The organism is Lysinibacillus sp. GW823-FHT06C08 (assembly GCF_058795135.1).
Map to the genome: position 1 here is coordinate 285,122 of NZ_JBXAHN010000002.1, position 11,875 is coordinate 296,996.

14 protein-coding genes and 1 riboswitch are annotated in these 11,875 nt (G+C 36.7%); of the genes, 10 read left to right on the forward strand and 4 right to left on the reverse strand.

The annotated features are described in order from the left end of the window. The first annotated feature begins 16 nt into the window (after positions 1-16). Genes AC1Q6O_RS09165 through AC1Q6O_RS09185 form a run of 5 tightly spaced genes read left to right on the forward strand, consistent with a single transcriptional unit; the run spans position 17 to position 4,853 of the window. Positions 17-1,603, forward strand: coding sequence for an ABC transporter substrate-binding protein (locus AC1Q6O_RS09165; protein ID WP_492401059.1), 1,587 nt, complete (start codon positions 17-19; stop codon positions 1,601-1,603). Then, complete coding sequence (locus AC1Q6O_RS09170) at positions 1,593-2,561, forward strand: ABC transporter permease (protein WP_089984537.1); 969 nt, start codon at positions 1,593-1,595, stop codon at positions 2,559-2,561. Before AC1Q6O_RS09165 ends, AC1Q6O_RS09170 begins: the two co-directional genes overlap by 11 nt. Then, the gene (locus AC1Q6O_RS09175) at positions 2,558-3,370 is read left to right on the forward strand and encodes an ABC transporter permease (protein ID WP_492401060.1); all 813 of its coding nucleotides are present in this window, start codon (positions 2,558-2,560) and stop codon (positions 3,368-3,370) included. Before AC1Q6O_RS09170 ends, AC1Q6O_RS09175 begins: the two co-directional genes overlap by 4 nt. Beyond that, positions 3,363-4,109, forward strand: coding sequence for an ATP-binding cassette domain-containing protein (locus tag AC1Q6O_RS09180; RefSeq protein ID WP_008174832.1), 747 nt, complete (start codon positions 3,363-3,365; stop codon positions 4,107-4,109). Before AC1Q6O_RS09175 ends, AC1Q6O_RS09180 begins: the two co-directional genes overlap by 8 nt. A 12-nt stretch (positions 4,110-4,121) precedes the next feature. After that, on the forward strand, positions 4,122-4,853 hold the full coding sequence (locus tag AC1Q6O_RS09185) for an ABC transporter ATP-binding protein (RefSeq protein ID WP_492401061.1): 732 nt from the start codon (positions 4,122-4,124) through the stop codon (positions 4,851-4,853). Between the two features lie 115 nt (positions 4,854-4,968). Here the strand turns inward: AC1Q6O_RS09185 and AC1Q6O_RS09190 are convergent, their stop codons facing one another. Continuing rightward, the gene (locus AC1Q6O_RS09190; protein WP_486347145.1) at positions 4,969-5,301 is read right to left on the reverse strand and encodes a YhfM domain-containing protein; all 333 of its coding nucleotides are present in this window, start codon (positions 5,299-5,301) and stop codon (positions 4,969-4,971) included. A gap of 100 nt (positions 5,302-5,401) precedes the next feature. On the opposite strand from AC1Q6O_RS09190, the gene AC1Q6O_RS09195 reads away from it, so the two are divergent. Next, entirely contained in the window at positions 5,402-5,785 is a 384-nt protein-coding gene (locus tag AC1Q6O_RS09195; RefSeq protein ID WP_008174827.1) for a PH domain-containing protein, read from the forward strand. A gap of 145 nt (positions 5,786-5,930) precedes the next feature. Here AC1Q6O_RS09195 and AC1Q6O_RS09200 read toward each other — a convergent pair whose 3' ends face one another. Continuing rightward, positions 5,931-6,338, reverse strand: a complete 408-nt coding sequence (locus AC1Q6O_RS09200) for a hypothetical protein (protein ID WP_008174824.1) — start codon at positions 6,336-6,338, stop codon at positions 5,931-5,933. A 358-nt stretch (positions 6,339-6,696) separates the two neighbouring features. Between AC1Q6O_RS09200 and AC1Q6O_RS09205 the strand changes: the two genes are divergently transcribed. The 3 genes from AC1Q6O_RS09205 (at position 6,697) to AC1Q6O_RS09215 (ending at position 10,522) form a co-directional block, all read left to right on the forward strand. After that, positions 6,697-6,930 (forward strand): hypothetical protein, encoded by a 234-nt coding sequence (locus AC1Q6O_RS09205; RefSeq protein WP_171364808.1) that lies wholly within the window; start codon positions 6,697-6,699, stop codon positions 6,928-6,930. 229 nt (positions 6,931-7,159) lie between these two features. Beyond that, positions 7,160-7,343, forward strand: a riboswitch (cobalamin riboswitch). A gap of 179 nt (positions 7,344-7,522) precedes the next feature. Then, a complete protein-coding gene (locus AC1Q6O_RS09210) occupies positions 7,523-8,437 on the forward strand; it encodes a tyrosine-type recombinase/integrase (RefSeq protein WP_492401062.1) in 915 nt (304 codons plus the stop codon). Positions 8,438-9,139: 702 nt separating this feature from the next. Beyond that, on the forward strand, positions 9,140-10,522 hold the full coding sequence (locus AC1Q6O_RS09215) for a hypothetical protein (RefSeq protein WP_492401063.1): 1,383 nt from the start codon (positions 9,140-9,142) through the stop codon (positions 10,520-10,522). A 116-nt stretch (positions 10,523-10,638) separates the two neighbouring features. Here the strand turns inward: AC1Q6O_RS09215 and AC1Q6O_RS09220 are convergent, their stop codons facing one another. Next, on the reverse strand, positions 10,639-10,827 hold the full coding sequence (locus AC1Q6O_RS09220) for a helix-turn-helix domain-containing protein (RefSeq protein WP_492401064.1): 189 nt from the start codon (positions 10,825-10,827) through the stop codon (positions 10,639-10,641). A gap of 136 nt (positions 10,828-10,963) precedes the next feature. Here AC1Q6O_RS09220 and AC1Q6O_RS09225 point away from each other — a divergent pair, with 136 nt between their 5' ends. After that, positions 10,964-11,221 carry a hypothetical protein gene (locus AC1Q6O_RS09225; RefSeq protein WP_492401065.1) on the forward strand — a complete coding sequence of 86 codons (258 nt, stop codon included), beginning with the start codon at positions 10,964-10,966 and terminating at the stop codon, positions 11,219-11,221. 154 nt (positions 11,222-11,375) lie between these two features. Here AC1Q6O_RS09225 and AC1Q6O_RS09230 read toward each other — a convergent pair whose 3' ends face one another. Beyond that, positions 11,376-11,855: a hypothetical protein gene (locus tag AC1Q6O_RS09230; RefSeq protein ID WP_492401066.1), complete on the reverse strand. Its 480-nt coding sequence runs from the start codon at positions 11,853-11,855 to the stop codon at positions 11,376-11,378. Positions 11,856-11,875: the final 20 nt, after the last annotated feature.

Below are 11,875 nucleotides of genomic sequence, written 5' to 3' on the forward strand. Positions count from 1 at the left end.
TAAAGGAGATAGTGAATTGAAAAAGTTTTCAGTATGGATACTTCTAATGATACTTTGTCTTGCAGGCTGTTCGAAAGAGTCCAGTCAAGGCGAGGAGAAACAGTCAACTGCTTCGTCAGCTTCTCAGGCGAATGAGCTTGTTTTTGCCTCAGAGTCAGAGTTTGCAGGTTTAAATCCTCTTTTAGAGGAAACGAATGTGGATGCCTTTTTATTTAGAGGTTTGATGCGTTTTGATGAACAAAATGTACCTGTATTTGATATTGCTAAAAGTATTAATATATCAGATGACCAGATGACTTATACAATTGTGTTGAATGATCATGTGACATTTCATGATGGGCAGGCTTTAACAGTCGACGATATTATTTTCACCATTGAAAGTATTCTTGACGATGCAAACGGCTCCTATTTAAAATCTGATTTTACCCATGTGACGGGCATGAAAAAAATCGACGACACGACAATGACCCTCCAATTAGATGAACCATTTACGCCGATGCTAGACAAACTAACTGTGCCTATTTTGCCAAAGCATGCCTTCGAAGGACAGGAAATGAGAACCGCACCATTTAATCAACAACCAATCGGTGCCGGTCCTTATATGTTTGAACAATGGGATAAAGGGACAAGCTTGACACTCAAAGCATTTCCTACTTTTTATGGTACAAAAGCTTCAATTGAACAAGTCATTTTTAAATTTATCCCTGATAGCAATGTGCGTGCCTTACAGCTAAAATCTGGTGAGGTTGATATTGCATTACTTGATCCAAATCAGGTTGAGGAACTATCAAAATTAGAACATTTAAAAATGTACGAGGTTGAATCCGCCGATTATCGCGGCGTTCTATTCAATATGCAGTATCCGATTTGGAAGGATGTTTCACTAAGAAAGGCGATTAGCTATGCAACGGATCGTGCTGGCATCGTAAAAGGTATTTTACATGGCTACGGCACAGAAGCTTATTCGCCACTACAAAAACATAATTTTGTGAATGAAAAAATCGAACATTATACTTACGATGTAAAAAAAGCAAATGAGCTGCTCGAGCAAGCAGGCTGGCAATTAGCTGATGACGGTTTCCGCTATAAAGATGGCCAAAAATTAACATTTACCATTACCGCGCCCATTACTGATACTGTGCGTGTGAATATGGCCAATTATGTGGCGGAGGGCTATAAAGCTGTTGGGGCAGATGTGAAAGTGGCTGCACTGGATTGGAGCAATATTGTTATTGAAGAAACAGAAGCCTTTATGGTTGGATGGGGAAGTCCATATGATGCGGACCATCATACGTACAGCCTTTTCCATTCTGGAGAATCCAGTCTCACGAGTGCTGGCTATAATTACGGCAGCTATGCCAATGCAAAAGTAGACGCATTGCTAGAGGAAGGCCGTACTACGGTCGATCCTGAGCAACGTAAGAGAGTCTATATGGCATTGCAGGAGGAGCTAGCTCAAGACCCACCGTTTGCCTACTTTGCTTATGTGGATGCTGTATATGGTATCGATAAACAAATTAGCGGTGTTAAAGAGCGAATTTTAGGTCACCATGGAGCAGGCTTCTTATGGAATGTCGAGGAGTGGAAATGGAATGATCGCTAAATGGCTTGGGAAGCGAGTGATAATGGGGACAATTGTCCTCATTATCGTGAGCTTCCTCTCTTTTTTCATGATGCATACCGCTCCTGGCAATCCCGCAGCAGCGTATTATGGAGGCAATGCCCAAACATTAACGACGGCTGAGAAAGAACGTATTGAACAAGCCTTTGGTCTCGATCAACCCGTATTCTTACAGTATGGGACTTGGTTGGGGGAAGCATTACAAGGTAATTTAGGGTACTCAGCTAAAGAAGGAAGACCTGTCTTGACGATTTTACTTGAGCGCTTACCGAATACGCTACAGCTCGTTATTTTAACGTTAGTCCTTGTAACCATTGCCTCTATTTGGCTTGGCTTACAGGCTGGCATGAGGGAGGGCTCATTACTCGACCGTGGACTTTCTATCTTTAGTATTGCTAGCTCCGCGATACCCCCATTTTGGCTAGGCATATTATTCATTATGGTCTTTTCCATAACATTAGGTTGGTTTCCGTCTTCGGGAATGAATGATGTGCGGGGCGATGGAGGGTTCGTGGATCGTTTATATCATATGGCACTCCCGCTAACAGTCCTCGTTATTTCCCATGTTGGCATCTTTGCCCGTTTTTTGCAGGATAGTGTAAAAGTAGAGAATCATAGCTACTATGTACAAGTGGCACGTGCGAATGGAGTATCTGAACGTGAAATTCGAACTATGATTTTACGAAATGCTGTCATTCCTTATATTAACTATGTCGGTGTGACCATCCCATCATTTTTCGGAGGCTCCATTGTAGTCGAAACATTATTTGGTTGGTCAGGATTAGGACAGCTTTTGGTAAAATCCGTCATGCTCAAGGATTTTCCCGTTTTAATGGGGGCTATATTGATCATCGGCGTTGTTGTGGTCATCTGTTTATTTGTCATTGATATTCTGATGATTGGCTTGAACCCTCGATTAAGAAGAGGGGGATTTGTATGAGAAAACAGCGGAAGTACCCGATCTTTTGGCTTGTGCTTTTAGCTCTCATTTGTACAACGACTATTTTTTCTTCATTATTAGCTCCTTTTGAGCCGAATATGATGGATATGAATCAAATTTATCAAGCACCGAATGCCATTCATTTATTAGGAACTGACCAGCTAGGGAGAGATGTTCTTTCGCGCTTATTAGTCGGAGGAAAGGTGACGCTCCTCATTGCCACTGTGTCTGTCGTGCTATCTAGCATAATTGGCATCATTTATGGGGGCATAAGCGGTTATTTCGGCGGTGTCATTGATGCTGTAATGATGCGTATTCTCGAGGCCTGTTTAACCATTCCCTCATTAGTGATCGTCTTAGCTCTACAGGCAATTATGCAGGGCAGTGTGTGGCGAATGGCGATGATTATGGGGATCACTGGATGGTTTGTTACTGCTCGTATCGTCCGCTCTGAGTTTATCCGGTTAAAGGAACAAGAATTTGTGCAGATGGCGAAAATTTTCCACACGCCGCTGTGGAAAATTCTCTTTGGGCATTTATTGCGTAATTGTATCCCTGCGTTATTTGTGGTGACCATCTTTAATTTTGCTGGGGCTATTTTTAGCGAAGTTTCCTTAAGTTTTTTAGGAATTGGTGTCCCCCCAGCTACTCCATCATGGGGAACAATGCTGTACACAGCTCAAAATGATTTACTTGTAGGTGCTTGGTGGATGGGACTTTTCCCTGGGCTGTTAATTTTTATAACGATTTTATGTGTGCAAGTTATTGGAGGTACTTTCAAACAAGGAGGGAGCCGATCGCATGTTTAAGGTTGATAATTTAGCTGTTCGCTTATCCGGCAAATCCCTTATTCAAGGTTTGACTTTTACTGTGCCTAAAGGGCATATTACCGCTATCATTGGTGAGAGTGGTAGTGGCAAAAGTACGACCCTTTCAGCTCTGCTTGGGATGCTGCCAGCACGAGCAAGTATGGAAGGCTCGATTTTATTTAATGAAAAAAACCTCATGGCCATGTCTGAACAGGAGCGTGTGGAGCTACGGAAAAAGCATTTCTTTACCATCTTTCAGGATGCCACGAATAGTTTTTCACCAACTCAAAAAATGAAGCCGCAACTCTATCGGTTGACGGCTTCGAGGGTGGGACATAAGGAAGAGGAATTTTTAAGTAAAATCATGGCTATTTTAAAGGAATTAAACTTACCGGAGGATGTGCTACAACGCTATCCATTTGAGCTTTCTGGCGGTATGCTACAACGCTGCATGCTTGCCTGCGCCTTCTATAATGAACCCGATGTTTTAATGGCAGACGAACCGACCTCTGCTCTAGATATGCTCCACCAACAAGAATTTATCAAATTGCTAAAAAATCTCCATGCCCGCCTTGGGACGACCATTCTCTTCATTACCCATGATTTAGGGGTTGCTAAGATTGCTGATTCCATGCTGGTGATGAAAAATGGTGAAATTGTAGAAAGTGGGCAAGTATCGGAAATTTTTAAGGAGCCCAAGCATCCATATACGAAGCGGCTTGTCGCTCATCATTTTTAGGAGGCGTTGATATTGTTGCTTCATGTTGATCAGGTGAATAAAAGCTATCGAGCAGGACAGCGAATATTGAAGAATATAAACCTAACAGTTGGAAAAGGTGAAATCGTAGGGCTTGTGGGAGAAAGCGGTAGTGGAAAAAGTACTTTGGCCAAACTAATTATGCAGCTAGAAAAGCCTGAAAAAGGGGCTCTGTTTTTTGAAGAGCAATTAATGACGAAGCAAAATCGCTCGTATTTTTATGAAAATTGCCAAATCATTTTTCAAAATGCTACGGCTGCCTTAAACCCCGTGTGGACCGTCAGGGAATTGTTACGCGAGCCCATACAGGTGGCACACAAGTCCTTCACGGACCGCGAACTACAGACAATGCTTGAAATGGTAAAGCTCCCATCAGATATTTTAGAAGCCCTGCCTTCTGAGCTAAGTGGAGGGGAGCGACAACGGGTTAATATACTAAGATCGATTTTAGTCGAACCTCAACTATTAGTATGTGATGAAATCGTTTCGAGCTTAGACCGCTTGATTCAACGAGAGATAATCGATTTATTAGTGACTTTAAATAAAGAAAAAAACATGGCGATTTTATTTATCTCGCATGATTTAAAGGCAGTTTCTTATTTGTGCGATCGCATTTACGTGATGAAATCGGGTGAAATTGTTGATGAGAGCCGTAAATGCGAAGGTGGCTTTGCTTTTACAGACAAGTATGCGCAAATGCTCTTCCAAGCCGTAGAAAACGGATGAAATATCCATGTTACCAATAGAAAATAAACCGAAAAACACTTTCCTTATTTGAATGGAAAGTGTTTTTTATTCTTCTTTCAATGATCTGAGTGGGGCGGTCAAATCCTCAGAGGGGCTATAGATTGTATGGGTATCCCTTACGTTCATCCATGTACCAAAGATGAAAGCTATATTGGTTTCCAACCGTATCCACTACTTGTACGTCAAATTGTGGGGCAGCCATATTGACAATTCCCTCATTTATCACTGCTGTCGTCATTCCTTTATGGAATAGGTTGAGAGAATCCTCATCCTCATAACCTTTCATAAAATCAGTATGCACAGAGCCAAATATAACGCTGTTAGAAATGCTAATCTTAGCCAATTTCTCAACTGCAAGCTCTTCATTCGTACAGCCTAAAACAACAGTGGCTAATAGGGACATGACAATGAATAGGTGTGTTCGCAATGAGCCTCCTCCTTATAGAATAAATATTACAAAAACGGGGGTCGTAGCCCAGTTCTCATCATAATATAGTAAACAAACAAAAGCTGAAAGGGGATAAAGCATGGGTTTATTTGATGGATTAATCGGCAATGCAAGCGAGGTGAATTTTGAAAAATTACAGGAGGAGGTCAATGATTTACTAATTCCAAACGAAACCATTAAAAATGCCTATAAAATTATTAGAGACATATTTATTTTTACGAATAAACGATTAATCCTCATTGATAAGCAAGGAGTGACTGGCAAGAAAACGGAATACCATTCCATTCCCTATAAAAATATTGTCCATTTTTCAGTAGAAACGGCTGGTACATTTGATTTAGATGCTGAGCTAAAAATATGGGTATCAGGCAGTTCATTACCCATCCAAAAAAACTTCAATAAGGCGACCAATATTTATAAAGTGCAAAGTGTTTTAGCGCAGTATGTTTTAGGCTCGAATTAATGGTACCTATAGAAACAAAAGCAAAACACATCCAAAGCCCGCATATATGCGAGGCTTTTTTTGTTGTGATTAGAGGACAAATCATAGTGTTAGGTGTAGTTAAAAGTATATGGTAACTTTCGTATTACTTATATTTGGCATTAAACTATTCATTAGTAGAAAGGGGATGAATGTCATACAAGGTGCGAGATTTCTCGATATATTTTACAGTACAGTCGTAGGTTCCTTGTCTAACATCACTAAATTTATCAAAATCTCCAGTGAAATCAAGTTCGCCGTTAATGTCTACAAGTAGTTCGTGGATTGCGGTTCTTCCGTTTGATTCAAACTCTCTTACGGTACATTTACCAGTAACTATTTGAAAATTTTTAGTTTGAATAGCAATAAAATCTTCGATTGACCATACAACAAGAAACAAACATAGGACGCTGAAAAAAGACGCAGTAATTATAACCCCATAAAAATCCTTGTGACTACGTTTATTCTTTATAAAAAAGATTAGGAGAGATGTGCAAATGAGTAGCCCAATTAGTGGGAAGATGATGTCTAACAAAATATATTTCTCCTTTTGAATAACATATAGGCTATTATTCTACAATTATTTTTAATTACTTACTAGTAGAAATAATTTTTTGAAACAGTTTATTTAAGAAGAAAATCAATCACACAATGTAGTTATTAGAAAGCAAAGCTACAAAGAAATCGAAGCGCTAATTGAAATCTCTCTCGCAACTTTAGCGAGCGAAAGAAGTGAGCAAATAATCTTGATCGATTTTTTGCGTTGAAAGTTCGTGACCCAAAAGTTCTCTATGCTGATCGGTGCTTTCTGCTGCTCTGACGCACAACTTTTTTTCTTTTTGAAGAACAATAGTTATAATATACACATTAATATTTGTAAAGATGGTGAAACAATGGAACAGATGCTAAAGGAAATAATGTCTCCAAGTAATCAATATAAAGTTCAAATTATAAAACGGAGAGATGGTCTTTTTACAACAGAAGTATATATGTGGCAAGAAGACTGCGGATATGAATTTTGGAGTCCTATTAAAATAGGATTGAGTTTGATTGAAACTGAGGAAGTAGCCGTAACATTAGCCATTGAACAATTAAGACAATACTCTGGTGAAATTATTACTCTGTAGTTACATCACTCAACACTGTCATACGTAGGGAGAATCAGTCAATCGGGTAGATAATTGTTTAGAGTCTTCTAAGTGAAGTTAGTTATTAGTTTGAATATTCTGAAATATCGTAAGATAATAATAAAGAAACTGGAATATTTTATGTTATTTGACATCGGAAATAGACTACCTTACAATTGATTTTAATAGTCTGTAAGGAATGTATAGAACACAGCATTCCTCCACAACTGAATAGCGTGTAGTAATAGGTGTAAATTGCGTGCAATTTGCTTAAAAGGGAAGTCGGTGTGAATCCGACACTGTCCCGCAACTGTAAATGTGAGCGACTTTTCAGCAACCACTGTCAAATGATGGGAAGGGGAAAAGTGGCGATGACCATGAGTCAGGATACCTGCCTAGTTACGAGTACACACCATAAACCTACGAGGAATAGCTTTTTACTATGGGATGGTGATACGCTAGAAACATTGTCATATCAATATTTTCGAGTCTACATAATGAAATTTAGGATAGTGGGGTTATGCAGCCACTTTTCTAATTAACGAAGACACTTTCTTTAGATTAATGAATCTAAACGGGGGTGTCTTTTTTTGTGTTATTAAAATTTGCTATACAGGATTTTTTAGATGAAAAGGAACTGCAAAATCTAAGTAAACATACTTTGCATAGTTACAAGGCTTTCTTTAGGGAGTTTAAAAGATGGCTATATGAAAAAGAGATAGTTGATGTAGATGATATTACACCTAAAATTATCAAAAGTTATCTCCTTTATTGTAAAAACGAACGTGGAAACTCAGCACCTACTATAAATACGAAACTGAAACATTTAAAAGCATTTTTCAATCATTTACAAGACAATGAGTTTTTGTTAAAGAATCCAATGATCAAAATAAGTAAGATGAAAGAAGATACACAAATTGAAGTATTTACGGATACCCATATAAGAAAAATGTTGGCATATTACAGGAGAACAAAAGGGAAGGATAAGCAATTTATAGCTTTTAGGAATAGTTGCATTATTACCACATTACTTGGCACAGGAATACGTATTGGAGAGCTGTTAAATTTGCAATGGTCGGATATTGATACAGAAAACTACTTAATGACTATTTACGGCAAAAATCGTAGACAAGAAACTGTACCGCTAACATCAAAGGTACTACAAGAATTGTTGGAATATAAGCTGTTCTGTGAACGGCACTTTGGTAGATTATCAAATTTTGTATTTGTAAAGTACAACAATACACAATTGACCTACGATTCGATTAAAAACATGTTTATGAAGTTACAAGAAGTCATGAACTTTACTGATGTTCGACTTTCAGCACATACGTTTAGACATACTTTTAGTCACCGATTTTTGATGTCGGGCGGAGACGTTTTCACACTTCAAAAAATTTTAAGACACAAAAATCTCAGTATGACAGAAAAGTACCTCGCACTATGGGGAACGGCTCTACACGAACAGAATGAGAAATACAATCCATTGAATGATTTTGACTTATAAACAAAAGAAAAAAGCCGTTAGTGCTGCGAACACTAACGACTCTTAAAACGATTACACTATTTGCCTGGCAGCGATAGTGTTCACTCATAACTGAATATGAGCGATTATATGCCTTATTTTACCTCGAAAATTCGTAAAATGCAAAGGCTTACTTTCCTATTGTCTTTTTTAGGAACGTTCACTGACGAGAAGCCGTTAAGCGTCATTAAAAAACACGTCAGGTTACGCCGAGCCAACGCAGTAAATTCGGCTATATCGCAACTCAAGCTGTTTCCTGTTACGGCTGCGACGAATTGGCGAGCGCGGCCATTAACGGCGTGGTTAGGTTTACTGGGGCATTACGGTGCCGGTAAGCATATTCTGCAATCGACGTGGACAGTAAAACGTCGGGAATATGTGGATAGAGATATCCCGATTAAACAGGAGCATACGAGAAACCTCGGACGTCACCATGACGCTAGCATATGCGGTCGTTACTTATTGTCGCTTGATTCGTTTTCCTACGTTTCTTGCGATAGTAGGTAACGACTTTTGCGCCGATTTCCTGGAGCAAGCAGCCATTTCTGCTAGCAAATGAGTGTGGAAGTCAAGTATAATATAGAAATTGGAAAACATTACTTTAAAAGTTTTTGTTTGCTAGAAAGAAAGTTTAATACATTTAACAATTCGTAGAGTATTATTTTTGGAGGAGAGAATAAATATATGGAAGTAATTAGTAAGTGTATTTATTGTGATACAACTAAGGATTTATCCAAATCGGATATTATACCTGACGCTTTAACAAATTCAAAAATATATAATAAGAATGTGTGTAGAATAGAACACAATAATAAGTTTAGTGATATGTTTGAAAGTGAAGTAATACATGAACTAGCATTTATAACAAATGAACTAGATATAAAATCGAAAAAAGGAAAGGATTATCCTCAGTATAATGCAACATTAAAAATTGATAATATATCATACAATGCCAAAAAAATAAAATCAGATAATCAATTATTTAAAGGTGGCTCTGTCCTTGAAAGTATAGATAAAAAATATAAATTTGGCCCTATAGATACTTTGAAAAATATTGTGAAAGATGAGTCTGAAATTACAATAATTGATTTAAATTCTATTGAAATTGAGAAATCTGTGAGTATTAATCCTTCAATATTTTTTAGTGAATCAATGTATAGGTTAGTATCTAAAATTGCATATGAATGGTATTGTGCAAAAAATAATATTATTGGTAAAAATATTATTTTTGATAATATAATTTCATATATTACTGCAGGGGAAGGTGTTAATCCAGTTTCAATTATTACTGAACCCTCCCTGTACCAAGATTTTAATCAAATATGTACACATGGTAGTCATAGTATATTAGCTTATTTATCTAACAATTCTATTTTTGTAACTGTTAATTTATTTGGGATTGTTTTATATAATGTTAAGATATTAGATAAATTAGAGATTGAAAACTATAAGACTTGTTTGTATCAAGAATTACTTACTGATGGTAGTAAAATTGAAATTTATGAGGATTCAGTACAATCTTTAGTAAATAATATTGGGGCCATTTTGGACAGTTGTGTTAGGACTGATCATGATGATTTTTTCTTTATGGTTGCTCCTCCTCAATTTTCCGATAAGAATATGGATATAAAACTTCAATTAGTTAGTATCTACAAAAAACTTGAAGATTCAAATACAATTCAAGAACCAAATAATGAGGTAATTGAACTTGTTATTAAAAATACTGAAAGTGTACTCCAAGCATCTTCTGTTCATAAGAAATCGTTGAAGAGGTTTGTAAATGAAAACTTTAAAACTGATGATGTATCTTTTGAAGTTAGTCCAAATAATAATGATAAAAAAACCTCTTTTTTATTTTATGTAATTTATTTGATTGGCAAAAGTGGAAATGAGATTCTTAATCAAAATATTGTTAACTCTTTAATAAAGTCAGGGTTAAATATATTTGATAGTGAATTTGTTCTTACAGATGAAACAAGTGAAAGGTTAAGAAGTGTAGTTTTAGTTGATCCTAATTATCAAGAAGTTTTAATTAAAGGGGTTAAGTTAATTAAGTCGTGGGAATAAATATTAAATTAATGTTCTCTTTAAAATAGATAGAGATAAGACCATGGTGCTTTGAGCAATCATGGTCTTTTTGTTGTTCAACAATATTTTTGGCTAAATACACGTTTAAACTATTTTCATTTGAAATCAATTATTAATTCTAATTCAAGTACTTCTGCAATCTTTTCAAGATCAGATACAGTATAGGTTCCGTTTTTCATCTTCTTAGACAAGTTAGATTGAGTAGTTCCTATTTTCTCAGCTAATTGTGTCGCTGTCATATCTCTTTCTACTAATAACAATTTAATCTTCTTTGTAATATTCATCTTGAACCTTCCTTTATGTAGTGTTAATCACAATATATCATAAATTATGAATTTAATTCATAATTAATATTGACTAAGTAATAATATTCATTTATTATGAATTTAAGGAATAATAAATGAATGTTGGAGGTTGTTTATGATTACTCAAATGCAAATCATAGAGGTTGAGCCGGGCTATAGTTACGTTGTTGAACGAACACAATTACTTGATGGAGTACGTTTAGAGGTTTTCAAACAACCAGGATATGAAGATGATGCGATTTTGTACATCGGTGATAATGAGATTTTATTCAAGTGGGATGATGAAGCACGCTCTATCTTCTCCGAATTGGATACAGCAGAACCTATCGAATTGCTAGCGATCCTTGCGCAAGCACCGAAAGTATTAGCTTAAACTGAATCATACTCGCGCCAACGAGTTGAGTCGTCCGTTTTGCGCCAACATTACGGACAGTAAATATGCTAGAGTCAGCGCCAACTGGCTTTAGCAATTAATACGAAGGATCATTGCGCCAACAATGGTCGTTGAAAGCTGGGTGCGCCAACGCCTAGCTTTTCTTATTATTCTTCAACTGATTCTTTGCTTCATCCATAATGGCTGTAATTACTTCTTCCTTCGTTAAATTAAAATCATTACCGCCATATTGAAATTCATCTACCATGTCACTTATGATGAACCATTCTTTAAGGTCTTCTGGGTAATCAATATCTCGAATCACTAAATTTATATCATAGACTATTTCAAAAACGTTCTTCTTATCTTGTAGTATTTTTTCAGATAAATGCAGAATGTAATATCTAGCACACTCTTCATATGATGGTTCTTGCAGTTCCATCTCACTTAGTGCTCTTCTAAAGTAATCTTCTACCTCAAAAATATTAAGTGGTTCTCTTAGAGAGGCTAAGATATTTAAAGAAAACGATGAACAATTATCTTCCAACATGGTGAAAGCCCAATTAATATAATCCACAGACTTAATATCCTTATGATTTTGATATTTTTTATAAAATAATTGTAGAGTATTCATAGTACAACACCTCTAACATT

What these genes read in the sequence shown, in the direction of transcription:
- AC1Q6O_RS09225 (WP_492401065.1), top strand. Translation starts at nt 10,964, where the DNA reads ATGATTACTCAAATGCAAATCATAGAGGTTGAGCCGGGCTATAGTTAC.
- AC1Q6O_RS09215 (WP_492401063.1), top strand. Translation starts at nt 9,140, where the DNA reads ATGGAAGTAATTAGTAAGTGTATTTATTGTGATACAACTAAGGATTTA.
- AC1Q6O_RS09170 (WP_089984537.1), top strand. Translation starts at nt 1,593, where the DNA reads ATGATCGCTAAATGGCTTGGGAAGCGAGTGATAATGGGGACAATTGTC.
- AC1Q6O_RS09205 (WP_171364808.1), top strand. Translation starts at nt 6,697, where the DNA reads ATGGAACAGATGCTAAAGGAAATAATGTCTCCAAGTAATCAATATAAA.
- AC1Q6O_RS09220 (WP_492401064.1), bottom strand. Translation starts at nt 10,827, where the DNA reads ATGAATATTACAAAGAAGATTAAATTGTTATTAGTAGAAAGAGATATG.
- AC1Q6O_RS09180 (WP_008174832.1), top strand. Translation starts at nt 3,363, where the DNA reads ATGTTTAAGGTTGATAATTTAGCTGTTCGCTTATCCGGCAAATCCCTT.
- AC1Q6O_RS09230 (WP_492401066.1), bottom strand. Translation starts at nt 11,855, where the DNA reads ATGAATACTCTACAATTATTTTATAAAAAATATCAAAATCATAAGGAT.
- AC1Q6O_RS09175 (WP_492401060.1), top strand. Translation starts at nt 2,558, where the DNA reads ATGAGAAAACAGCGGAAGTACCCGATCTTTTGGCTTGTGCTTTTAGCT.
- AC1Q6O_RS09195 (WP_008174827.1), top strand. Translation starts at nt 5,402, where the DNA reads ATGGGTTTATTTGATGGATTAATCGGCAATGCAAGCGAGGTGAATTTT.